This window comes from Pseudomonas sp. SWRI51 (assembly GCF_014268825.1).
GTDB classification, from domain to species: Bacteria; Pseudomonadota; Gammaproteobacteria; order Pseudomonadales; family Pseudomonadaceae; genus Aquipseudomonas; species Aquipseudomonas farsensis.
Genome location: NZ_JABWRG010000031.1, coordinates 1 through 21,016, shown reverse-complemented (window position 1 = coordinate 21,016; position 21,016 = coordinate 1). Strand labels below are relative to the sequence as shown.

The window sequence follows — 21,016 nt, the reverse complement described above, 5'->3', positions numbered from 1 at the left end:
CGGCAGGGCGAAGCATAGATTGGCTGGGCTGTCGGGCTTTCCAGAAAGTGAGTCACGGAGTTTCGGGTGGAGGGGTAGGGAGGCGAGCAGAAACCTTCTTGTGGCGAGCGGGCTTGCCCCGCGTTGGGCTGCGAAGCAGCCCTGAAACCCGCATCAAAAGCGCGTTAGATGCATCGCGTTGTTCATGGCTGGGGTTGCTACGCAACCCAACGCGGGGCAAGCCCGCTCACCACAACAGCCTGATATTCCGGGCCATCAGCGCCTGCGATGCAGCCGGGGCAGGTTGGCCCCGGCCTGTGGTGACCATCAGCACCTACCGTTCAGAACCACTGCCCAAAGCGGCGGATGTACAAGGTCTTCATGCCCTGTGCCACCACGCAGTAGCCGAGCAGGGTGGCCACCAGCCATGGGAAATAGTCCCACGGCAGCGGCACCAGCCCGACCATCGCCCCCAGCGGTGAGAACGGAATATAAATACCCAGGCACATCACCAACCCGGTGGCGAGAATCACCGGCAGTGCTGCGGTGCTCTGGAAGAACGGCACCCGCCGGGTGCGCAGCATGTGCACCACCAGCGTCTGCGAGAGCAACCCTTCGATGAACCAGCCCGACTGGAACAACGCCTGCATTTCGACGCTATTGGCGGCGAATACGTACCACATCAGCGCAAAGGTGGTGATGTCGAAGATCGACGACGTTGGCCCTATCCACAGCATGAAGCGGCCGATATTGCGCGCGTCCCATTTGCGCGGCTTGTCCAGGAACTCCTTGTCCATGCGATCCCAGGGCAGCGACAACTGCGAGAAGTCGTACAGCAGGTTCTGCAGCAGCAGGTGGATCGCCAGCATGGGCATGAAGGGGATGAACGCGCTGGCCACCAACACCGAGAACACATTGCCGAAGTTGGAACTGGCGGTCATGCACAGGTACTTCATGATGTTGCCGAAGGTTTCGCGGCCTTTGATCACGCCCTCTTCGAGCACCATCAGGCTTTTTTCCAGCAGGATGATATCGGCCGATTCCTTGGCGATGTCGGTGCCGCTGTCTACTGAAATGCCCACGTCGGCGTCGCGCAGGGCTGGGGCGTCGTTGATGCCGTCGCCGAGAAACCCGACCGTGTGGCCATTGGCTTGCAGTGCCTTGAGCACGCGCGACTTCTGCAAGGGCGTGAGCTTGGCGAACACGCTGCGGCTTTCGACCTGCGCCCTGAGCTGGCTATCGTCCAACCGTTCGATGTCCTGGCCCAGCAGCGGCTCGCCCGGCTCCAGGCCGACTTCGCGGCAAACCTTGGAGGTGACCACCGGGTTATCGCCGGTCAGCACTTTTACCTGCACGCCCATGTCGCGCAGAGCTGCGATGGCGGGGCCGGCGCTGTCCTTGGGTGGGTCGAGGAAGGTCAGCAGGCCGCGAATCACCAAGCCTTGCTCGTCATCGGTGTGGTACTGCGCCTTGTGCTGGTGGGCTTCGATGGCGCGGGTGCCGACCAGCAGCACGCGGAAACCGTCCTGGTTGTAGCGGCGGGCGGTGGCCAGCAGTTGCTCGCGCTGCACATCATCAAGGCCCACGCACGCGCCGCCGCGCTGCACATGGGTGGCAATGGCGAGCATTTCTTCGACTGCGCCCTTGCTCACCAGCAGGTGTTCACCCTGAGGGTCCCTGACGATCACCGAGAGGCGGCGGCGCAGGAAATCGAAGGGCAGTTCATCGACCTTGGCGAAGCCCAGCGGCGCCTGGAAGCCTTGGCTTTCGCCAGCGAAGCGCAGCACGGCCTGGTCCATCAGGTTTTTTACACCGCTTTGGTGATGGCTGTTGAGCCAGGCCAGTTCGAGCAGTTGCGGGTCGCTGAGGCCGTCGGCGCCGAGGTGGTGTTCGAGGATGATGCGGTCCTGGGTCAGGGTGCCGGTCTTGTCGGTGCACAGCACGTCCATCGAACCGAAGTTCTGGATGGCGTTCAGGCGTTTCACCACCACTTTGCGCCGGGCCATGGCCACTGCGCCTTTGGCCAGGTTGGCGCTGACGATCATCGGCAGCATTTCGGGCGTCAGGCCCACGGCTACTGCCAGGGCGAACAGGAAGGCATCGCTCCAGTCGCCCTTGACCACCCCGTTGAGCACGAACACCACCGGCACCATCACCAGCATGAAGCGGATCAACAGGCTGCTGACGCTGTTCACCCCACGGTCGAAAGCAGTTTGGCTGCGCGAGCCGGAGATGGCCTTGGCAAGCGAGCCGAAGTAGGTACCCTTGCCGGTTGCGACCACCACGGCCCGGGCGCGGCCGCTGACCACGTTGGTGCCCATGAAACCGATGTTGGGCAGGTCGAGCAGGTTGGCGCTGTCTTGCCCGCTGTGTGCGGCAGACTTCTGCGCGATGTTGCCCAAGGTGTCGTATTTCTCTACCGGCAGCGCTTCGCCGGTGAGCACGGCCTGGCTGATGAACAGGTCGCGGGACTCGATCAGGCGGATGTCGGCGGGGATCATGTCACCGGCGCTCAGTTGCACGATATCGCCGGCTACCAGTTGGTTCATCGGCACCTCGCACAGGCGCGATGGCCAGTCGTGGCGCTGGCGGCGCAGCACCGTGGCGGTGGTGCGGACCATGGCCTTGAGGGCTTCGGCAGCCTTGGCCGAGCGGTATTCCTGCCAGAAGCGCAGCAGGCCGCTGACGCTGACCATGCTGAGGATGATGATCACCTTGGTCAGGTCCATGTCGTCCAGCTCGCCCGCTCGGCGCGGTAGCCAGTAGTCAGTCACGAAGCTGATGGCCGCGAGCGTCAGCAGCACATAGATGAAGGGGTTGTGCAGGGCCTTCAACAGTTGCACGACAGCGGGCAGCGGCTGGTCATGGGCCACTTCGTTTGGGCCGTCGCGCAGCAGGCGCTTGGCGGCTTCGTGGTCGGTCAGGCCCCGTTCGCTGGTGTCGAGGTTGGCGAAGGTCACGCCCAGGCCGTTGCGTGCTTCGCGGGCGGCGTGCATTTCGGTGGTGTGGGTGTTGCGTTCTTTTACGGTCATTGGCTGTGCTCCTGCCGCAGGAGGCGGTGCGGCGCACAAAGCCAATTAATGGACGTGCGTCGAACCGCGATCTTTCGATCGGTTTGAATTCAAGTTATTCCGGCAAGTGTCCGTTCGCTGGCGAAGGCCGGGGTTATTCTCGGCAGCGAACTTTCTACTGGCTGAGTCCATGGGTTTAGTTGCCCCGATAAGTGATGGGTAATAAATTGCCGTCAGGCTTTTAATAATAAAAGCCCGTGCCTTGAAGGTGGGTTTGTCAGGTTTCGAATAGCGCCGTACCGGTCAGCCGAAGCACAACAGGCCGGCCCAGCGGCTCGGTGGTTTTTGGCTGTCGTCTTGCTGCCAGTGCAGGCGCGGGCCGTGATGGCCAGGCGACGACAGCCAGGTGGCGCGCAGTCGCGAGCCACCTGGAAGACGTGTGGGGTTAGGCACAGAGGCCTTGGGCCGCGTGGCCTGCAGCGCCGCTAGGCGGGCGTGCAGGCGACGGCAGATGTCTGCGATGTAGTTCATGAGCTTGCCTCCTGCCGGGCTGGCACCTGGGGCGGCAAGCTACGGCGGAGCATCAGGCTCTAGCGTGGCTTGACCGGCCTTGGGGGCGGGCCTGGCGTTCTGATTCAGGTGCCTGGCAGCAGTGAGCGGCCAGGCAGCGACTAGATACTGTGTCCATTGAATTCTTCGTGGAATTAATAAAGGCCCGTTTCAAGGGCGGGTGAACTTTATGAGAGCATAGCGGGCAAGTCAACAGGCAAGGTGTTACTTAAGAAAGTTTCACCTTGTTTAATGTTGAGAATTATATGTAGGAAGTTTCTGAAGGCTGTTTACCACCTGGCAATCCTGCTCTATTCAAGGAAGAGCAGGCAGGTGCAATGCTTAACTCGGCAGTCGGTAAGCGATTCTCGAAGGCGTATCAGGAATGCGCCGGGCACGCGAAGCATGCAATTTCTTTAATGCATAAATGCAAATTAATGCGTTGAAATAACAAAAATATAGATGAAATGTGCATCAGCGCATGATGCGTCTATGTGTTGCCCTTAGGGGCATGACCGGAAAAGGAGTGAAGGAATGGACCTCGTCTTTAGCGAAGACGACATCTGCGTCATCGACGATGCAGTGACTGGAGAAGAACAGAGCAAGATCCTGCAGCAGCTCAACGGAGCACGCTGGCGCTACGGTTGGCCGGTCAACGACGCGCCATATGTGCGTCCTTGCTGGCATAGCTTCGTGGTCGGCAGCAAGCGGATGGAGCAGGTCTGTGCGGAGGACGAACTGCTGGCAATCGAACAGTGGCGCTTTCTTGCCGACTTCTGGAAGCGCGTCAAAGTCGTCCATATGCCCCAGGCGAAATTGTTGGGTATTTACGCCAATGGGCAGACCTTTGGTCAGGACTCACCCATCCATCGTGACAACAAAGCCAACGAACACGGCCTGACCATCGTTATGTTTTGCAACGAATACTGGGCTTCGTCATGGGGCGGTGAACTGGTGTTCTACGACCATCGCAAGGAAAACATCATCAAGTCAGTGCTGCCCAAGCCTGGGCGAATCGTAATCTTTAACGGTCACGTGCCTCACAGCGCCAGGTCTCCTGCCGCAACGTGTGACCGGCTACGCATGACCTTGGCGTTCAAGACACTTATCTGAAAGGAGCCTCATCCATGGCAGGAAAACTCGAAGTAATCGTTGGCGTTGTCGACAAGGCCAGCAACGGTGTTGGGCAGGTCTATGCCGGTACGTCGTTGGTTGACCAATTCAATACCGACAAAACGGGCTTCAGTCTGGTTAGCCAAAGCACACAGACCGGGGTAGCGGTGACCGCAGCAGTCACTTCCGTGGTGGAACTAACTAAGGGGATGGTGCCATTTTTGAGCATCCCCACCAATACGCTGGCTGGCACCGTGGCCTTCCTCAAAATTAGCGCGGATTATCAACAGGACGGGAGCTTTCAGATCGGTGACGTCATCAGTCTGGTAGGCAACGTGGTAGGTATTGCAGCGGGCTTTACCCTACTTGCAGTCGGGACTGGTGCTGCCTCGACGCTACTGCTCGGTGCGGGTGCGGTTTTAAGCGTGGCCAGCATTCTCAGCTCCGACGCAGTGAAAAACCTGTATACCAGTCTGGTTTCACCCGTGATCGAGCGCTATTTCAATAACACTCCGGAAGCTACATATCCCGATTACTGGCTGGCGCCAGATCTTCAGTTGGTGCCATTTCAAATGATCACTGGGGTTTATTCGGGGAATGTCGCGGCTGTCCACTGGAACCCTGACAACAACAGTGTGACTGCCAGCCGCGTCCAGATCGTCGATGATCCGGGATCTGGGGGCGGCTTAGGGGGCGCTGTGTACTACGGCGGAGGGGGTACGATACCTGCAATCGTGCAGTTGCCCGAGGGGCCGATTGGACGGGTGGATATCGGACCGCTGGAGTTCCCGGGTGCGAATCAGGATAGCTATGGCTGTTGCTCCGGTAGTCAGGACGGTTACTTCTGAAAGCGCCGTGATACGCTCGGTCTTTGATGAAGTTCTGCCCTGATCATAATTTTTGGCTAGTTTACGCTTTCGGAGCGTGCTGCGGCACCGGCGATTTGGGCGTTTGCTCGCAGACAGGTGCGAATCTTGTCAAAATCCGGACCTCAAACCCTGTGCGCCCATTCAGCCAAGCCAAGGAATGCCATGCTGCATCTGCTCAGTGCCCACCGGCACCTCCCCAGCAAAACAAAGGCCCTTGGCTGTTGGTCCTTTGCCCTGACTGCCTTGCTGGTTGCGGGTGTATACCTGCTGACCTGGCAGACCTATCGAGCACAGGAGCCGGCCAGTTGGGTCGGGCTGGGCGCAACGGTCAACAGTAATGGTTCGTCCTGGAAACCGGACCGCTCCCTGACCCAGTTTGGCGTGCGGTTCACCCTGCCAGGTGACTCAGCCAGCCAGGTCAGGCCCGTGTACGCCGATACACAAGCCTTCCACGCGGCCGGCCTGCGCAAGGGCACTCCAGTAAGGTTGGTTGCCGAACCACACGCAGACCAAGTGATCATCCGTGAGCTCGCCACCCTTGAAGGGCAGGTGCTTTATGACGATGGCCTTTACCAGCGCGTAATACAGGCCAACAACGACTCGATCAGGCTAATTGTGATCGCGCTGCCGATTCTGGCGTTGGCTGGGCTGGCCGCCGGGGTGTATTTCGGCACCCGCCGTGCGCGCCCGGCGCGTTGACGAAGGCATCAGGCGCCTGGAGCACATTGCAACATCGCGAGTTGCGATACCCAGGCAGCCGGTGTCATTCAGCTGCAGGGGTGCGGTCTTCCTGAGGCTCGGCGAGGACTGACTCCGCAGCAGGCGGCGCCATCCGTGCCTCCAGTTCGGCAAACTGTTTTTCCAGCGCTTCAAGGCGCGCGCGGGTGCGGGCCAGCACGACCATCTGGCTGTCGAATTCGTCACGGCTGACCAGGTCGAGTTTGCTGAACGCGCCCTGCATCAACACCTTGAACTGGCTTTCGAGTTCGGCGCGGGGCTGTGCGGTGTCGCTGTTGAACAGGCGCGAGGCCTGGTCGCTCAGGGCATCGAGAAAGGCTTTGGGCGCGAGCATGTCTGGCTATCCGCTGATCGTTGGAAAGGCCGGCAGTGTAACACGCAGGCCATGCGGCTTTGGCCTGCACGCTTTTTGCGCAGCGTGGCCAAAGGTCGCGCACCGAAACGGTGCAGGTTTTCGCTGATGGCGACTGGCCAAGCCTGAGTGATTTACGCAACTACTTGTTTTTGGGGCGTTTGCGCGATGTGGCAAGGTTTCTGCAATGACCTGTTCGAGCCGTGCACTGATGCAGTCCATCGACAGCATGCGGTGCGCAAGGCCCTTCGCCACAGCCGCGATGCATGTCGGCGGGGAGGATGGAGCCGACGATGCGTTACAAAGCCAGGCGCTGCGCTTAGACTTGAGACGGGTTTGTTTTCCTGGGGCAAGTCCACCAAATCGGGAGAGAGTTTCATGAAGCTAGTCACTGCCATCATCAAGCCGTTCAAGCTGGACGACGTGCGCGAGTCGCTGTCGGAAATCGGCGTGCAGGGCATCACCGTGACCGAAGTCAAAGGCTTCGGCCGGCAGAAGGGTCACACCGAGCTGTATCGCGGCGCCGAATACGTGGTCGATTTCCTGCCCAAGGTGAAGATCGATGTCGCCATCGACGACAAAGACCTTGATCGGGTAATCGAAGCCATCACCAAGGCGGCCAACACCGGCAAGATCGGTGACGGCAAGATCTTCGTGGTCAATCTGGAGCAGGCGATCCGCATCCGTACCGGCGAAACCGATACCGACGCGATCTAAGCGCAACAAAAAAAGCCTCACCAAACCCCAACGCCCCAGGAGAAAACAACATGACTCTGCGTAAGATCGCAGGGCTAGGAGCCCTATTGTCCCTCGCAATGCCAGGGCTGGCCCTGGCCGAGGAAGCTGCCCCGGCGCTGAACTCCGGTGACACCGCCTGGATGCTCACTGCCACGGCGCTGGTGCTGTTCATGACCATCCCGGGCCTTGCCCTGTTCTACGGCGGCATGGTGCGTTCCAAGAACGTGCTCTCGGTGATGATGCAGTGTTTCGCCATCACCGGCCTGATGAGCCTCCTGTGGGTGATTTTCGGCTATAGCCTGGCCTTCGATACCACCGGTATGGAAAAGGGCGTGCTCAACTTCAATTCCTTCGTGGGCGGCCTGAGCAAGGCGTTCCTCAACGGCGTCACGCCTGACAGCCTGACCTCCGCCACGGCGCTGTTCCCGGAAGCGGTGTTCATCACCTTCCAGATGACCTTCGCCATCATCACCCCCGCGCTGATCGTCGGCGCCTTCGCCGAGCGCATGAAGTTCTCGGCCATGCTGATCTTCATGAGCATCTGGTTCGTGCTGGTCTATGCGCCTATCGCGCACATGGTCTGGAGCGGTGACGGCGCGCTGATGTGGGACTGGGGCGTACTGGACTTCGCCGGTGGCACCGTGGTGCACATCAACGCTGGTATCGCGGGCCTTGTCTGCTGCCTGGTACTGGGCAAGCGCAAAGGCTACCCGACCACGCCGATGGCGCCGCACAACCTGGGCTACACCCTGATTGGCGCCGCGATGCTGTGGATCGGCTGGTTCGGCTTCAACGCAGGCTCTGCCGCTGCCGCCAACGGCACTGCCGGCATGGCCATGCTGGTCACCCAGATCGCCACTGCCGCCGCCGCACTGGGCTGGATGTTCGCCGAGTGGATCGGCCACGGCAAACCCAGCGCCCTGGGCATCGCCTCGGGTGTGGTTGCGGGCCTGGTGGCAATCACCCCGGCAGCTGGCACCGTGGGCCCGATGGGCGCCCTGGTGATCGGCCTTGCCTCGGGCATCATCTGCTACTTCTGCGCCACCAGCCTCAAGCGCAAGCTGGGCTATGACGACTCGCTCGACGCCTTCGGTGTGCACGGTATCGGCGGCATCGTCGGCGCACTGCTCACCGGTGTGTTCGCAGCGCCTGCCTTGGGCGGCTTCGGCGCGGTCACCGATATTGGCGCGCAGTTCTGGATTCAGGCCAAGGGCGTGATCTTCACTGTGGTCTACACCGCCATCATCACCTACGTGATCCTCAAGGTGCTGGATGTGGTGATGGGCCTGCGGGTCAACGAAGAAGAAGAGGCGGTCGGCCTCGACCTGGCTCAGCACAACGAGCGCGGTTACAACTTGTAACTGCCACGCTAAAAAAACTTGCCCGGCTCGCCGGGCATTTTTTTGCCTGTTATTTACTGTTTCGTAGCGGGCAAACGGTTTCTATGGCCTTATCGCAACCTCGGCCAAAAACTTACAACCAATAGGGCGTTTGTGGTGCTTTGCTTTTTCTGCGGGCGCGCTAGAATGCGCGCCGAAGAGTGCTGCACGCGTAGCCACACACTTCGCTACCCTTTGCTAGGCTTGCAGTAGCCTGTGGCCAGCAGGGCGTATTTACGGCCAGGTCCTGTGCGAAGCAGGGCCTGTAGGGTCCCGGCCTCATATCCCGAGGCGGGCAGCCCAGTTAATGGCCAACCCACGGCCAGTTGAATTTTCACCAGTAGCAGCCGGTCTACGGCTGCACGGGTCTATAACCAACCTGCTTTCGCAAGTCATGAGGTAGAACATGAGCGACGACGATCTGGAAAACGACGACCTCGAAGTAGGCGACGATGACGAGGCTGATGACGGTCTGGAAGCTGCAGCTGACGATAGCGCTGAAGACTCCGGCGATGACGACAGCAGCCCGGCTCCTGCGGCCAAGGGCAAGTCCAAGGCGGCTGTTTCGGTAGATGACATGCCGAGCATCGAAGCCAAGCAGAAAGAGCGTGATGCACTGGCCAGGGCGATGGAGGAATTCCTTTCGCGCGGCGGCAAGGTGCAGGAAGTCGAGGCCAATGTGGTCGCTGACCCGCCCAAGAAGCCTGACAACAAGTACGGCAGCCGCCCTATCTAAGTGGCTGAATGCAAAAAAGCCCGCCGTCGCTGCGGGCTTTTTTGTGGGCGCTTTTCCGGGCTTGGGCCAGCCCGCTTTCGCGTTTCAGTGCCAGCGGGCGAGTAGCTCGGGCAATTGCGACAGGCGCTGGATCTCGGCATCCGGGGCGCGTTCAGCGGTCCAGGCCTTGCCCTGCGGGTTGAACCACACCGCACGCAGCCCGGCTTGCTGAGCCCCGGCGATATCGTCGCCGGGGTGGTCGCCAATATGCACCGCGCCGCCGGCCTGCACCTGGCCAAGCCTGAGCGCCTCTTTGAACAACGCAGGGTCCGGTTTGCCAACGCCCAGGTCTTCGGCGCAGAGGGCAAAGCGGAAGTAGTCCGCCAGCCCCAGGCGGCGCACATCGGCGTTGCCATTGGTGACCACACCCAGGCTGTAGCTGTGGCGCAGGGCCTCCAGCACCGGCTGCACTTCAGGGAACACTTCGACCTGGTGGCGGGCATGCAGGAACACTTCAAAGCCTTCGTTGGCCAGCTCAGTCGCCTGTTTCTCGCTGTACCCGGCCTCTTCAAGGGCATGGAACAACACGCGCCGACGCAGCGCGCTGATACGGTGCTTGAGGCCAGGCTCGGCCTGCACCAGGCGCTCGCGGATAGCGAACAGGTGCTCAACCGGCACCCCGCCCAGTACCGGCGCATTGGCGGCAAGCCAGTCGCGCAGGACGACTTCGGCACTGGCAATCACCGGTGCGGTATCCCACAGCGTGTCGTCGAGGTCGAAGGTGATCAGCTGAATGCTCATGAGTCGGTGCCTTTGCTGCGTTTGGCCCGAGGGTGGGCGCTGTCGTACACCGCGGCCAGGTGCTGGAAGTCCAGGTGGGTGTAGATCTGCGTGGTGCTGATGTCGGCATGGCCGAGCATCTCTTGCACCGCGCGCAAGTCCTGGGACGACTCGAGCAGGTGGCTGGCGAAGGAATGGCGGAGCATGTGCGGATGCAGGTGCTGGCCCAGCTCGCGCTCACCGGCAGTCTTGACCCGCAACTGAATAGCGCGTGGGCTGAGGCGTTTGCCTTGCCTGGTGATGAACACCGCGCCGTCCACGGGGGCGGCGATACCGCGCAGGCGCAGCCAGGCCTGCAGGGCCTCGCGGGCCTTGCGCCCAACCGGCAGCACGCGGCTTTTGCTGCCCTTGCCGACCACTTGCACCAGGCCGCCAGTAAGGTCGAGCTGGTCGAGATCAAGGCCGGTCAATTCCGACAAGCGCAGGCCCGAGGAGTAGAAAAGTTCGAGGATGGCCTGGTCGCGCCGGGCAATGAAGTCGTCGTCCACGCCGCCATCGAGCAGTTGCAGGGCGCGGTCGGTGTCGAGCACCTTGGGCAGGCGCCGCTCACCCTTGGGCGGCGACAAACCCGTGGCCGGGTCGTGTTGGCACAGGCCTTCGCGGTTGAGGTAGCGGTACAAGCCGCGCACCGCCGACAGCATGCGCGCCAGGCTGCGCGATGCCTGGCCTTGATGATGCTGACGGGCGACCAGCTGGCGCAACTGCTGCACCTGCAGCGCCTCCCAGCCGGCGATGTGCTGGCTGGTGCAGAACTCGATGACCTTGAGCAAATCGCGCCGGTAGGCCTGCAAGGTATGGTCGGACACCTGGCGCTCGTTGCGCAGGTGCGCGCAATAAGCGTCCAGTTGGCGTTCCATCAGCGCACCGAACGTAGCGTGTTGGTGAAGCGCGGCACTACGCGGCCGAGCACTTCGGCGATATAGCTGAGAAACAGCGTACCAACGCTGCTTTTATAGTGCTGCGGGTCGCGGCTGCCAATCGCCAGCACGCCATGCAGCCCCTGGTATTCAAGGGTCGCCACGGCGCTGGAGCCCACTTCCTTGTGCTGCCCGTCGCCGAACAGGAACGCCAGCTCATGCTCGCGCAGGCTGCCGCTGACAGTCTTGCCGCCGCCAATCAGCCCGCCGATGGCTTGCTGCGCTTCGCTGCCGGGCACCCAGCGCCCGACTGGCGCTGCGTTTTCGCCGAACAGGATCAGGCTGACGAAGGGCACCTGGAATTCCTGGCGCAGGCTGTCTTCGACGGCCATGACCACTTCTTCGAGGCTGCTGGCGTCGAGCAGGTCAAGGATCAGCCTGCGGGTCTTGTCGAACAGCCGGTCGTTGTCGCGGGCCACGTCCATCAGTTGCGACAGGCGATGGCGCATCTCGATGTTGCGCTCACGCAGCAGTGTCAGCTGGCGCTCCACCAGCGAGACGCTGTCGCCGCGCTGGTGGGGGATGCGCTGCTCCAGCAGCAGCTCGTCATGCTCGGCAAAAAAACGTGGGTGGGCGCGCAGGTAGGCGACCACCGCATCGGCGTCGAGCTCGGGTACAACCTTGGGCTGATCGGTCATGGCAGATACTCGCTTAAAGACGAACCTGTCCTTCGAAAACGCGGACAGCCGGGCCGGTCATCAATACCGAATGGCCGGGGCCAGCCCATTCGATGCTCAGGCGCCCGCCTGGCAGGTCGATGGTCACGGGTGAATCCATCCAGCCTTGGGCGATGGCCGCCACCGCAGCGGCGCAGGCGCCGGTGCCGCAGGCCTGGGTTTCACCCGCACCACGTTCCCACACCCGCAGGTTGGCGCGATGGCGGTCGACTACCTGGATGAAGCCGGCGTTGACCCGCTGCGCGAAGCGCGGGTGGTGCTCGATCTTCGGCCCCAGCTCATGCACTGGCGCTGTGTGGATGTCATCCACGCGCAGCACCGAGTGGGGGTTGCCCATGGAGACTGCGGCAATCGGGTAGACCTTGCCGTCCACTTCAAGCGGGTAGCTCAGGGCCTGTTCATCGGCCACGAACGGAATGTCGGCCGGCACGAAGCGCGGCGGCCCCATGTCGACGCAAATCTGCCCGTCGTTGCGTACATCCAGCTCGATGATGCCGCTTTTGGTTTCAACGCGGATGCGTTTTTTCGCGGTCAGGCGCTTGTCCAGCACGAAGCGGGCGAAGCAGCGCGCGCCGTTGCCGCACTGCTCCACTTCAGATCCGTCGGCGTTGAAGATGCGGTAGCGGAAGTCGACTTCCGGGTTGTTCGGCGCTTCGACGATCAGCAGCTGATCGAAGCCGATACCGGTATGGCGGTCACCCCATTGCTTGGCATGCTTGGGCTGGATGTGCGCGTGCTGGCTGACCAGGTCGAGGACCATGAAATCGTTGCCCAGCCCGTGCATCTTGGTGAAACGCAGCAGCATGGGTTCACTCCGGCAGCAGGCTTTCGCCGGCGAACAGTTCGGCAATGGTTTCGCGGCGGCGCACTTCGAAGGCCTGGTCGCCATCGACCAGCACTTCGGCGCAGCGGCCACGGGTGTTGTAGTTCGAGCTCATGACAAAACCATAGGCGCCCGCCGACTGCACGGCGAGCAGGTCGCCCTCGGCCAGGTTCAGCGTGCGCTCCTTGGCGAGGAAATCGCCGGTTTCGCAGATCGGCCCGACGATGTCGTAGCTGCGGCCTTCGCCTTCGCGCGGCTGCACGGCACTGACACCCATCCAGGCCTGGTACAGGGCCGGGCGGATCAGGTCGTTCATGGCTGCGTCAACCACGGCAAAGTCTTTGTGTTCGGTGTGCTTGAGGTACTCGACGCGGGTCAGCAGCACGCCGGCATTGGCGACGATGTAGCGCCCTGGCTCGAAGACCAGCGCCAGGTCGCGATCACCCACGCGCTCGCGGATGGCCTGGATGTAGTCGGCCAGCAGCGGCGGTTGTTCGTCGCGATAGCGCACGCCCACGCCGCCGCCGAGGTCGAGGTGGCGCAGGTGAATGCCACATTCGCCAAGGCGGTCGATCAGGTCCAGCAGGCGGTCCAGGGCATCGAGGAACGGCTCGACGGTGGTCAGTTGCGAGCCGATGTGGCAGTCCACGCCGACCACTTCAAGGTTCGGCAACTGCGCGGCGCGCACGTAGATGTCTTCGGCATCGGCGATGGCGATACCGAATTTGTTCTCTTTGAGCCCGGTGGAAATGTACGGATGGGTACCGGCATCGACGTCCGGGTTCACCCGCAGCGACACTGGGGCCACCTTGCCCATTTCGGCGGCGACCACTTGCAGGCGTTCGAGCTCGTCGGTGGACTCGACGTTGAAGCAGTGCACGCCCACTTGCAGCGCGCGGCGCATGTCTTCACGGGTTTTGCCGACGCCTGAGAACACCACGCGGTCAGCGCGGCCACCGGCGGCCAGCACCCGCTCCAGCTCACCCCCGGAAACGATATCGAACCCTGCGCCCAGGCGGGCCAGCAGGTTCAGCACGCCGAGGTTGGAGTTGGCCTTGACCGCGAAGCACACCAGATGCTCGCTGCCTTGCAGTGCGTCGGTGTAGCTGCGGTACTGCGCCTCGATGTGGGCGCGCGAGTACACGTAAGTGGGGGTGCCGAAGCGCTCGGCAATGGCCGCCAGGCCCACCCCTTCCGCGAACAGCTCGCCGCCGCGGTAGTTGAATGCGTCCATTGGACTTCCTTATTCCTCGGGCTGCTCTTGTTCCGCATCGTCCTGCGGTTGGGCAGCGGCGGGGTGCGCATGCTGGTGCTGACGCGAGGAGCTCGGGCCTTTGCCGTCCTTGCCGTCTTCTGGCAGGTACAACGGGCCTTTCTGACCGCAGGCCGAAACGAGGCAGGCAACCGCGACCAGCGCCGCGAGGGAGGAAATCAGGCGCTTCATGGGTGAAATCCTTAGAAATATGCAGTATTACGCCGGAGTATACCGAGCGACCACCCGATTGCCTATGCGAGGGCCGCCCCGTCGGGCGGCGTGCAGCTCAAGACTTGTGGCTTTGTGGTTTCGCCCTTATCGTGCCTGGCTTGCATGTGTGCAGTCATTATTCGAGGTCCCCAGCAATGAGTTTGAGTGAAGCGCGGTTCCATGACCTGGTCGACGCGACCCAACAGGCCCTTGAAGACCTGTTCGACGAGAGCGGCATGGACCTGGACATGGAGAACTCGGCGGGTGTCCTGACCATCAAGTTCGAGAACGGCAGCCAGCTTATTTTCAGCCGCCAGGAGCCGCTGCGTCAGCTGTGGCTGGCCGACCGCTCCGGCGGCTTCCACTTCGACTACGACGAAGAAAGCGGCAAGTGGACCTGCGAGAAGAGCGATGAGCTGCTGGGCGAGATGCTTGAGCGCATCGTCTGGGAACGTGCCGGCGAAAAGCTGGACTTCGACGAGATCTGAGATGACCACCGCCCCTCGGCCAGCCAAGCCGCTCTACAGCAATGTCAGCCCTGCGGTGCCATCACCGTGCATCAGCATCTGCCGGCTCGATGAACACAAGGTGTGCACCGGTTGCCACCGGCATGTCGAGCATATCCGCGAATGGCGGGCGGCCGACGACGAGCGGCGGCGGCAGATCTGCCGCGAGGCCCAGGCGTTGCAGGCGCGCTCGCAGGCTTAGCCACAAATACCGTGTGGGCTTGAGTATTTGCCCCGCTGTGGTAGTGTCGGGTTCTGCGTCGTCGACGCCAAAGCATTCACAAACCCCGCCCTTGGGCGGGGTTTTGCTTTATCTGCCTCAGGAAAACCGCACGTTCTAAGGAGTCTGACTGGACCATGAGCACCAAGCCTTCCCTCATCCTCACCCGCCTGGATGTACAGCGTCTCGAGCAGTTGCTCGACCGTCTCGATGAAAGCACGCCGGGTGTGCTCGCCTTGCAGGAGGAGCTGGATCGTGCCGAGCAGGTCGTCGGCCACGAAGAGGTACCAGCAGGCGTGGTAACCATGAATTCGCGCGTGCACTGCCGCGAAATCGCCAGCGGCAAGGACTACCACTTGACCCTGGTTTACCCCAAAGACGCAGGCGCTGAAGGCAAGGTGTCGGTACTGGCGCCGATCGGCTGCGCACTGCTCGGGCTATCGGTCGGTGAACAGATCGACTGGCCGGCGCCAGGGGGCAAGACCCTGAAGTTGCAACTGCTTGCTGTCGAGTATCAGCCAGAAGCCGCAGGCGACTTCGACCTCTGACCCAGTCAGGCCTCCGGCGCGGCGTCTTCGGCCTTGAGTTGGCAGGCATGGATGCAGTTGTCGACGATACGGCTGCGCAGCGTCCAGTCGGTGTGGATGATTCGAAAACGCTGGATATAGCTGTTCAGGTCCTGCGAGTGGAACCACTCATCGATCTTGTCGCTGAAGTCGTCGGCCCGGCCCAGCTCGGCAATGTTGTATTTGGCGCACTGGATCGCGCTGAGCTCACCCGCCTCGGTGGCCACCGGCAGCTGTTTGTCCAGGTAGGCTTTGAGCGCGGCGGTCGACGGGGTGTTTTCGCCGATCCACACCTGGCGCACGCCTGGCCAGTGGATGCCGCGGTCATAGTGGTTGTATGCCACCACGATGTTCCTGCCAGGGTGTTGGCTCCACAACTCAGTGAGGGTCAGCTCGCACAGCGACAGGGGGATGAACATATGGCCAAAGTACTTCTCCATGGCGTCCCTGAGCCAGCCATGCTCCGCTTTCCAGAAGCGGTCAAATAATTGCAGGTCGAGGATCACGATTTCTTTGGCGTTGGCCGGGTCCTGGTAGAACGCTTTCAGCTCGTTGAGCACGTCGCCAAACAATGTCCGCCCCGAGCTGCTCAGGTGGTAAAGCTGGTAGCGGTAAGGCTGATCCGGGGTGTACTCGGTATAGGCCCGCACGCGCAGGTCCAGTACCCGCACGCCGCCGCGGATCTGCTCGATACACGGGACGTCCTGGGTCAGCTCCTGAGCGATCACGCCGTTGACCTGCGTGTCCATCCCCGCGTTGTGGCTGCCGGGCAGAATCAGTTCATGGATCTTCAGGCGGCCCAGGTCCGGGATGCTGCCCATCCAGTTCGCTTTATTCATGTTGCACACTCCTTTTGGTTAGGAGGTGCGAGGGTGCGGGGTTGGGGCGGGGTAATGAACCTGGAAGGCTCGCCCCGCGGGCTCAAAGGCGCTCGGCCTGGTCGACGGCATCGTTCAGGGCCTGCTCCAGTTCGCGCTTGTAGCGCAGATACAGGCTGGTAGAGCCCACCTCGTCACCGAGCAACTCGGACAGGTCGAGGTCGGTGATGTAACAGCGGTAGCTGCCAGCGCTGCGACGCTGGTCGAGAATCTGCCGCGCGACCAGGCGGTAAAGCTGGTCGCCGTGTTCGAGCTGGGAATATTCCTGTTGGTCGCAGTACAGCGTGACATGCACCGCCTCTGCGGCGCCCATCTGCAGAATCGCCTGCACCTCGTAGTACGGTTGGCTGGGGCTTTCCTGGGGGACTGGGCGCGGCTCCAGGCTGCGCGCCTTGCCGATGCCGTTGGGCAGCAACTGCTGATAGGTAATCTGCAGCGCAGCCTGTTGCAGGCTATCAAGCGGTAGCTGGGCGTCACGGCGCATCACGGTCGACTGCAAGAAACGCTGCAGTGGCAGCAGCAGGTGCTGCTCGTCCTGCAGGGGCAGGCGTTGCTGCCATAACGTGTTGTGTTCATCGAGCACGTACAGGTCGGCCCAGCCATCGAGCAGGCGGTAGAACACCTGGATGCACCCCGGCTGGCCCTGCTCCAGAACCAGCGGCAAGTCGTAGTCCTGCAGGGCATTGCCATCCAGATGCAGCGGGCTGTAGGTATTGCGCTCCTCGCCAAGTGCAGCAACGGTTTCGTCGTGGCTGGCCAGCGTGGTCAGGGTGACCTGGCCCTGCAGCAATTCGAGCACATGGGTGTGCTGCGCTACCTGCAGCAGGTAGCGATGGTCAAGATTCTGATCGAGCAGCGACTGCGCCGTGGCAAAGATGTCCTCAACCCGTTGGCTGATGGCCGGTGCGCGGTTATGGCAGTAGCACCGCACGCTGACCCGTGGGCGGTGGCTGCGGGTGCCCAGGCTGTTGAGGAAGTCGCGCAGGCAGCGCACCAGCGCGTGCTCGCCGTCGAAGCGCTGCACCAGCACTTCGTTCCAGCTGTTGACGGTGACCTGGTCGAGGGTGAGCACCAGGTTCTCGCGCACGCCGGCATAGCTCAGCGAGTCGGTGCGCTCGGTGGTCATCAGGATGTTCAGGTCACGGTGATGGCGCAGCGGGTCGATGCCAACGTTGACCAGCAACAGGATGTCGTCCGCCACGCTGGGTTGCAGCAGGCGGACCTCGCTGACGGGCCCCAGCGGCAGCGCAATGACCTGTTGCAGGCTGCCGATCAAGTTGAACAGCTCTAATTCGCCAAGGTCGCTGCTGCCAGGGTGCAGGGCGATGCGGGTGCTGTTGTCGATCACGCCATTGCGATGCGCCCAGGCCAGCAGTTCCAACAGTTCGCGGCAGCGCTTGAGCGGGCTGGTGTATTCCAGCTCAGTGACCCCGAGGTTGCCGTTGTAAAGGCTCCAGTAGTGGGTGCCAGGCTCTTTGCGATTGGGCGACTGCACCAGTGTCAGGGTGTCTTCGGCCAGGTCCGGGGCAATGCCTGGGTTGATCACCTCGATTTTGCCGGCGCGCCGTTCGAAGGCGGCGTAAAGGCGCCTGCCCAGTACGTTGAGGTCGCGTTGATCGGCGCGGCTGTTGGCGTTCAGGCGACGGGCAAACTGCGCCAGAAAGCGGTAGCTCTGGTTCAGCTCGGCGACCAGCTCGCGGCGTTCGGCGGTGACGTGGCGTACCTTCCACTGGCTGCGGCTGTCGAGCAGCGCCAGCTGGCGCTCGTCCCAGCCCCATTCATCGACCAGTCGCCCGAGCAGGCGATGTTGCCAACTGCCGCTTCGCCCACGGCCCAGGCCGCTGAGTTTCTTGTTGACCTTCAGGTACAGGCTGCGGCGCACCAGTTCCAGGCGGGCGTGTTCGCCGCGCTGCTGCAGGTAGTGCTCGATGCGCCGGTACACCATCACGTAAGGGTCCAGCGCATCGAGGTCGAGCTGGTTGGCAAATACCGCCTGCTTGTAGTCAAGGCTCAGGCAGCGAACGGCGGGGTGTTCGCTGGCATAAGCTTCGGTCAGCAGCAGCTTGAGCAGCGATTTGTAGGGCGAGTCCAGCCCTTTGAACAGTTGCCACAGCCCTGCGCCTACGTATTCACCGGGCGGGATGTGCGCCAGGTGGCCCAGGTCGAGGTCGTCGCGGGCGCGGATGAAACGCTTGGCCTGCAGGGTCTGGGTGTAGGCGTGGTAGTTGTGCTCCTGGTACACCGGCACCAGCCACCACAGCGGCGTGCGCCCGGCCAGCCACAGTGCGGTGCGGTAGAACTCATCGAGCAGCAGATAGTGTTGTGTGGTGCCGCAGTCATCGGAGCTGAGCTGGCTGTCGCGCTCACCCTGCACAAAACTGCGCGGCTCGATCAGGAACAGGTGCGCCTCGGCGCCCTGGCTGGCTGCCCAGGCTTCGAGCAGTTGGCACTTGCGGCGCAGCTCGTTCAGCGCTTGTTCGCCAAGGTCGGGGGCGTGGCACACCCACAGGTCCATGTCGCTCTGTTCGGCCTGCGCCAGGGTGCCCATGCTGCCCATCAGGAACAGCCCGTGGATGGGTTGTGGTGGGTTGCCGTGGCGCGGTTTGTAGGTGAACGAACGGGTCAGGCGCTGGGCTTCGGCCAGCAGCTCGGCATCCGGCTCGAAACCCGCGACCCCGGCGGGGGTGCTGCCGGAGACATAGCCCGGCAGCAGCGGGTGGTTGACGTGAAGGCACAGCGGCAACAGGGTCAGTACCTGTTGCTGGCGCGTTGACAACCCGCCCATGGCCCGCTGCAAACGCCCCTGGTTAAGCTTGAGAAAGCGCGCACGCAGGCGCGACAGCTCCTTGCGGTCGATGCCCTGCTCGATATCGGGACGGATTTCGTGGGGGTGGTTCATTGCGCACTCAGGCAGGCCGGGAAGCTGTGGCGAGTTTAGCCTGAGTGGACAGGTCGGATAAGTAGCGCGAGGGTTTTTGACGTCATTTTTTCAGCGCTGCAACAGGCCCCATCGCCGGCACGCAGGGACGGGGCCGTGGGGCAGTGTCAGGCAGGCTGTGCAGCTTTGAGGATGGTCAGTACTTGTTGGACGTTTTGTGCGGCATCCAGCCCCAGGCTGGTCAGGTAGCCGCCATCGGGCTGATCGGTGAGTTGTTTGTCATGCAGGCGCTGGGCTGCGGCGACCAGGGCAGGGGAGGCGTTGCTGTGGACCTTGATGCCTTCCTGGTGGCTGTCCAGGTTGAACAGTGCAAGCACTTCGAGTTCGGCGATCAGTTCGGGGGTAAAGGACATGGTACGGCTCCTGACTTCCAGACAAGGATGGAAGTCAGGAGTGTAGTCATGCTTATTCGATATTGCCTTGATCCGCCTCAGGTGGCAGTTCGGGCAGGGCTCGCAGGGCCTCCTCGTACCAGGCGGTGTTGAACGCACGGTCCTCATCGAGCATGGCGTCGATCTCGATGGCCAGCACGTGGGCCATGAGGTTGAGGATGTCTTCACGCTCGTAGCCGACCAGGGTCAGTTTGTTGAAAGTGGCCTTGGCCGCTGCCGGTTCGCCGCTTTCGATCTGGTTCTCGATCGCCTGGGTCAGGGTGGACTCGGTAAAGGCTTCTTCATCGTTGTCGTCGATGTCGTGCTGCTCGCTCATGGCGCTACTCCTGTGTTGAGGCACACAGTTTGCCACGCCCGTGGCGGCAATGCCTGGCCATTGACGTCGGGCATGGTGCTGGTCAGCGGCGGGCCAGGCGGCTATAACAGCCGGGCCATCCCCACACGGCCTGGAGGCTGTTCAATGCTCAAGCTTCATGGATTCTCGGTCAGCAACTACTACAACATGGTCAAGTTGGCCCTGCTGGAAAAAGGCCTGCCTTTCGAAGAAGTGCTGTTCTACGGCGGCTCTTCGCCGCAGTCGGTCGCGCTCAGCCCGCGCGGCAAGGTGCCGGTGCTGGAGACCGAGCATGGCTTTCTCAGCGAAACCGGGGTGATCCTCGACTACATCGAGCAGACCCAACCGGGCAAGGCGCTGCTGCCTGCCGACGCCTTCGGCCAGGCCAAGGTGCGCGAGCTGCTGCGGGAAATCGAGTTGTATATCGAGTTGCCAGCGCGTACCTGCTACGCCGAGGCGTTCTTTGGTATGGCGGTCGACCCGCTGATCAAGGAACGGGCGCGGGCGGACCTGCTGGCAGGCTTTGCCACGCTCAAGCGCAATGGCCGCTTTGCGCCCTACGTTGCTGGCGAGCAGATGACGATTGCCGACTTGATGTTCTGCTTCTCGGTCGACCTTGCGTGCCTGGTGGGCAAGAAGGTGCTGGGTGTCGACTGGTTGGCAGACTTCCCTGAAGCCAAAGCGCTGTTGGACCTGCTAGGCAAGAACCCGCACATGGCGCGGATCGTGGCCGACAAGGAAGCGGCGATGCCGGTGTTTCTTGAGTTGATCAAGAGCGGCAAGCGTTAAGGCCAGAAGAAATCGCGGGGCAAGCCCGCTCCTGCGGTGGGAGCGGGCCGAGGTGCAGAGCAAGCCTGTACTGGCCTCATCGCAGGCTCCCACAGAGGCCATGCGCAACCGCAACATTGCTGGTTGGACCTAATCCTATGGGAAATGATAGACAGTTGTGGCGAGCGGGCTTGTCCCGCGTTGGGCTGCGCAGCAGCCCTGAAAACCCAAGGGGCTGCTGCGCAGCCC

23 protein-coding genes are annotated in these 21,016 nt (G+C 62.1%); 10 read left to right on the top strand and 13 right to left on the bottom strand.

All coding sequences use genetic code 11. The features are described 5' to 3' along the window. Positions 1-320: 320 nt before the first annotated feature. Together mgtA and HU720_RS11965 are read right to left on the bottom strand one after the other, a co-directional pair. Positions 321-3,011 (bottom strand): magnesium-translocating P-type ATPase, encoded by a 2,691-nt coding sequence (mgtA, locus tag HU720_RS11970; RefSeq protein WP_186520141.1) that lies wholly within the window; start codon positions 3,009-3,011, stop codon positions 321-323. A 282-nt stretch (positions 3,012-3,293) separates the two neighbouring features. Continuing rightward, a complete protein-coding gene (locus tag HU720_RS11965) occupies positions 3,294-3,521 on the bottom strand; it encodes a hypothetical protein (RefSeq protein WP_186520140.1) in 228 nt (75 codons plus the stop codon). A gap of 552 nt (positions 3,522-4,073) precedes the next feature. On the opposite strand from HU720_RS11965, the gene HU720_RS11960 reads away from it, so the two are divergent. The 3 genes from HU720_RS11960 to HU720_RS11950 all read left to right on the top strand — a co-directional run bounded on the left by HU720_RS11960 (position 4,074) and on the right by HU720_RS11950 (position 6,220). Continuing rightward, entirely contained in the window at positions 4,074-4,652 is a 579-nt protein-coding gene (locus HU720_RS11960; RefSeq protein ID WP_186520139.1) for a 2OG-Fe(II) oxygenase, read from the top strand. A gap of 14 nt (positions 4,653-4,666) precedes the next feature. After that, complete coding sequence (locus HU720_RS11955) at positions 4,667-5,500, top strand: hypothetical protein (protein ID WP_186520138.1); 834 nt, start codon at positions 4,667-4,669, stop codon at positions 5,498-5,500. A gap of 183 nt (positions 5,501-5,683) precedes the next feature. Then, complete coding sequence (locus HU720_RS11950) at positions 5,684-6,220, top strand: hypothetical protein (protein ID WP_186520137.1); 537 nt, start codon at positions 5,684-5,686, stop codon at positions 6,218-6,220. 64 nt (positions 6,221-6,284) lie between these two features. Here the strand turns inward: HU720_RS11950 and HU720_RS11945 are convergent, their stop codons facing one another. After that, entirely contained in the window at positions 6,285-6,593 is a 309-nt protein-coding gene (locus HU720_RS11945) for an accessory factor UbiK family protein (RefSeq protein ID WP_186520136.1), read from the bottom strand. A gap of 396 nt (positions 6,594-6,989) precedes the next feature. Here HU720_RS11945 and glnK point away from each other — a divergent pair, with 396 nt between their 5' ends. From glnK to sutA, 3 genes are all read left to right on the top strand, one after another. After that, positions 6,990-7,328: a P-II family nitrogen regulator gene (gene glnK / locus HU720_RS11940; RefSeq protein ID WP_002555808.1), complete on the top strand. Its 339-nt coding sequence runs from the start codon at positions 6,990-6,992 to the stop codon at positions 7,326-7,328. A gap of 50 nt (positions 7,329-7,378) precedes the next feature. Next, positions 7,379-8,710, top strand: a complete 1,332-nt coding sequence (locus HU720_RS11935; protein WP_186520135.1) for an ammonium transporter — start codon at positions 7,379-7,381, stop codon at positions 8,708-8,710. Between the two features lie 424 nt (positions 8,711-9,134). After that, a complete protein-coding gene (gene sutA / locus HU720_RS11930; protein WP_186520134.1) occupies positions 9,135-9,464 on the top strand; it encodes a transcriptional regulator SutA in 330 nt (109 codons plus the stop codon). 84 nt (positions 9,465-9,548) lie between these two features. On the opposite strand, the gene HU720_RS11925 is transcribed toward sutA, so the two are convergent. The 6 genes from HU720_RS11925 to HU720_RS11900 are packed head-to-tail and all read right to left on the bottom strand — an operon-like array spanning position 9,549 to position 14,144. Continuing rightward, positions 9,549-10,244, bottom strand: coding sequence for an HAD-IA family hydrolase (locus HU720_RS11925; RefSeq protein ID WP_186520133.1), 696 nt, complete (start codon positions 10,242-10,244; stop codon positions 9,549-9,551). Continuing rightward, the gene (xerC, locus tag HU720_RS11920; RefSeq protein ID WP_186520132.1) at positions 10,241-11,140 is read right to left on the bottom strand and encodes a tyrosine recombinase XerC; all 900 of its coding nucleotides are present in this window, start codon (positions 11,138-11,140) and stop codon (positions 10,241-10,243) included. The genes HU720_RS11925 and xerC overlap by 4 nt, the downstream gene beginning before the upstream one ends. Beyond that, positions 11,140-11,838, bottom strand: a complete 699-nt coding sequence (locus HU720_RS11915) for a DUF484 family protein (protein WP_186520131.1) — start codon at positions 11,836-11,838, stop codon at positions 11,140-11,142. The genes xerC and HU720_RS11915 overlap by 1 nt, the downstream gene beginning before the upstream one ends. Positions 11,839-11,851: 13 nt before the next feature. Further along, positions 11,852-12,682, bottom strand: coding sequence for a diaminopimelate epimerase (gene dapF, locus HU720_RS11910; protein WP_186520130.1), 831 nt, complete (start codon positions 12,680-12,682; stop codon positions 11,852-11,854). 4 nt (positions 12,683-12,686) lie between these two features. Further along, the gene (lysA, locus tag HU720_RS11905; RefSeq protein WP_186520129.1) at positions 12,687-13,934 is read right to left on the bottom strand and encodes a diaminopimelate decarboxylase; all 1,248 of its coding nucleotides are present in this window, start codon (positions 13,932-13,934) and stop codon (positions 12,687-12,689) included. 9 nt (positions 13,935-13,943) lie between these two features. Next, positions 13,944-14,144 (bottom strand): lipoprotein, encoded by a 201-nt coding sequence (locus tag HU720_RS11900; RefSeq protein WP_186520128.1) that lies wholly within the window; start codon positions 14,142-14,144, stop codon positions 13,944-13,946. Between the two features lie 176 nt (positions 14,145-14,320). On the opposite strand from HU720_RS11900, the gene cyaY reads away from it, so the two are divergent. From cyaY to rnk, 3 genes are all read left to right on the top strand, one after another. Next, the gene (cyaY, locus tag HU720_RS11895) at positions 14,321-14,653 is read left to right on the top strand and encodes an iron donor protein CyaY (protein ID WP_186520127.1); all 333 of its coding nucleotides are present in this window, start codon (positions 14,321-14,323) and stop codon (positions 14,651-14,653) included. 1 nt (position 14,654) lies between these two features. Beyond that, a complete protein-coding gene (locus HU720_RS11890; RefSeq protein WP_186520126.1) occupies positions 14,655-14,873 on the top strand; it encodes a DUF1289 domain-containing protein in 219 nt (72 codons plus the stop codon). 155 nt (positions 14,874-15,028) lie between these two features. Next, positions 15,029-15,439: a nucleoside diphosphate kinase regulator gene (gene rnk / locus HU720_RS11885; RefSeq protein WP_186520125.1), complete on the top strand. Its 411-nt coding sequence runs from the start codon at positions 15,029-15,031 to the stop codon at positions 15,437-15,439. Positions 15,440-15,444: 5 nt separating this feature from the next. Here rnk and HU720_RS11880 read toward each other — a convergent pair whose 3' ends face one another. The 4 genes from HU720_RS11880 to HU720_RS11865 all read right to left on the bottom strand — a co-directional run bounded on the left by HU720_RS11880 (position 15,445) and on the right by HU720_RS11865 (position 19,981). Next, a complete protein-coding gene (locus tag HU720_RS11880) occupies positions 15,445-16,296 on the bottom strand; it encodes a hypothetical protein (RefSeq protein WP_186520124.1) in 852 nt (283 codons plus the stop codon). An 82-nt stretch (positions 16,297-16,378) separates the two neighbouring features. Continuing rightward, positions 16,379-19,234, bottom strand: a complete 2,856-nt coding sequence (locus HU720_RS11875) for a class I adenylate cyclase (RefSeq protein ID WP_186520123.1) — start codon at positions 19,232-19,234, stop codon at positions 16,379-16,381. Positions 19,235-19,380: 146 nt separating this feature from the next. Beyond that, positions 19,381-19,626, bottom strand: a complete 246-nt coding sequence (locus HU720_RS11870; protein ID WP_186520122.1) for a TIGR02647 family protein — start codon at positions 19,624-19,626, stop codon at positions 19,381-19,383. 52 nt (positions 19,627-19,678) lie between these two features. Then, a complete protein-coding gene (locus HU720_RS11865; RefSeq protein ID WP_186520121.1) occupies positions 19,679-19,981 on the bottom strand; it encodes a hypothetical protein in 303 nt (100 codons plus the stop codon). Between the two features lie 144 nt (positions 19,982-20,125). On the opposite strand from HU720_RS11865, the gene HU720_RS11860 reads away from it, so the two are divergent. Beyond that, entirely contained in the window at positions 20,126-20,788 is a 663-nt protein-coding gene (locus HU720_RS11860; RefSeq protein ID WP_186520120.1) for a glutathione S-transferase, read from the top strand. The last annotated feature ends 228 nt before the right edge of the window (positions 20,789-21,016 follow it).

Bases quoted from the DNA above. Each gene is read 5' to 3' on its own strand.
- mgtA (WP_186520141.1), bottom strand. From the start codon at position 3,011: ATGACCGTAAAAGAACGCAACACCCACACCACCGAAATGCACGCCGCC.
- HU720_RS11965 (WP_186520140.1), bottom strand. From the start codon at position 3,521: ATGAACTACATCGCAGACATCTGCCGTCGCCTGCACGCCCGCCTAGCG.
- HU720_RS11960 (WP_186520139.1), top strand. From the start codon at position 4,074: ATGGACCTCGTCTTTAGCGAAGACGACATCTGCGTCATCGACGATGCA.
- HU720_RS11955 (WP_186520138.1), top strand. From the start codon at position 4,667: ATGGCAGGAAAACTCGAAGTAATCGTTGGCGTTGTCGACAAGGCCAGC.
- HU720_RS11950 (WP_186520137.1), top strand. From the start codon at position 5,684: ATGCTGCATCTGCTCAGTGCCCACCGGCACCTCCCCAGCAAAACAAAG.
- HU720_RS11945 (WP_186520136.1), bottom strand. From the start codon at position 6,593: ATGCTCGCGCCCAAAGCCTTTCTCGATGCCCTGAGCGACCAGGCCTCG.
- glnK (WP_002555808.1), top strand. From the start codon at position 6,990: ATGAAGCTAGTCACTGCCATCATCAAGCCGTTCAAGCTGGACGACGTG.
- HU720_RS11935 (WP_186520135.1), top strand. From the start codon at position 7,379: ATGACTCTGCGTAAGATCGCAGGGCTAGGAGCCCTATTGTCCCTCGCA.
- sutA (WP_186520134.1), top strand. From the start codon at position 9,135: ATGAGCGACGACGATCTGGAAAACGACGACCTCGAAGTAGGCGACGAT.
- HU720_RS11925 (WP_186520133.1), bottom strand. From the start codon at position 10,244: ATGAGCATTCAGCTGATCACCTTCGACCTCGACGACACGCTGTGGGAT.
- xerC (WP_186520132.1), bottom strand. From the start codon at position 11,140: ATGGAACGCCAACTGGACGCTTATTGCGCGCACCTGCGCAACGAGCGC.
- HU720_RS11915 (WP_186520131.1), bottom strand. From the start codon at position 11,838: ATGACCGATCAGCCCAAGGTTGTACCCGAGCTCGACGCCGATGCGGTG.
- dapF (WP_186520130.1), bottom strand. From the start codon at position 12,682: ATGCTGCTGCGTTTCACCAAGATGCACGGGCTGGGCAACGATTTCATG.
- lysA (WP_186520129.1), bottom strand. From the start codon at position 13,934: ATGGACGCATTCAACTACCGCGGCGGCGAGCTGTTCGCGGAAGGGGTG.
- HU720_RS11900 (WP_186520128.1), bottom strand. From the start codon at position 14,144: ATGAAGCGCCTGATTTCCTCCCTCGCGGCGCTGGTCGCGGTTGCCTGC.
- cyaY (WP_186520127.1), top strand. From the start codon at position 14,321: ATGAGTTTGAGTGAAGCGCGGTTCCATGACCTGGTCGACGCGACCCAA.
- HU720_RS11890 (WP_186520126.1), top strand. From the start codon at position 14,655: ATGACCACCGCCCCTCGGCCAGCCAAGCCGCTCTACAGCAATGTCAGC.
- rnk (WP_186520125.1), top strand. From the start codon at position 15,029: ATGAGCACCAAGCCTTCCCTCATCCTCACCCGCCTGGATGTACAGCGT.
- HU720_RS11880 (WP_186520124.1), bottom strand. From the start codon at position 16,296: ATGAATAAAGCGAACTGGATGGGCAGCATCCCGGACCTGGGCCGCCTG.
- HU720_RS11875 (WP_186520123.1), bottom strand. From the start codon at position 19,234: ATGAACCACCCCCACGAAATCCGTCCCGATATCGAGCAGGGCATCGAC.
- HU720_RS11870 (WP_186520122.1), bottom strand. From the start codon at position 19,626: ATGTCCTTTACCCCCGAACTGATCGCCGAACTCGAAGTGCTTGCACTG.
- HU720_RS11865 (WP_186520121.1), bottom strand. From the start codon at position 19,981: ATGAGCGAGCAGCACGACATCGACGACAACGATGAAGAAGCCTTTACC.
- HU720_RS11860 (WP_186520120.1), top strand. From the start codon at position 20,126: ATGCTCAAGCTTCATGGATTCTCGGTCAGCAACTACTACAACATGGTC.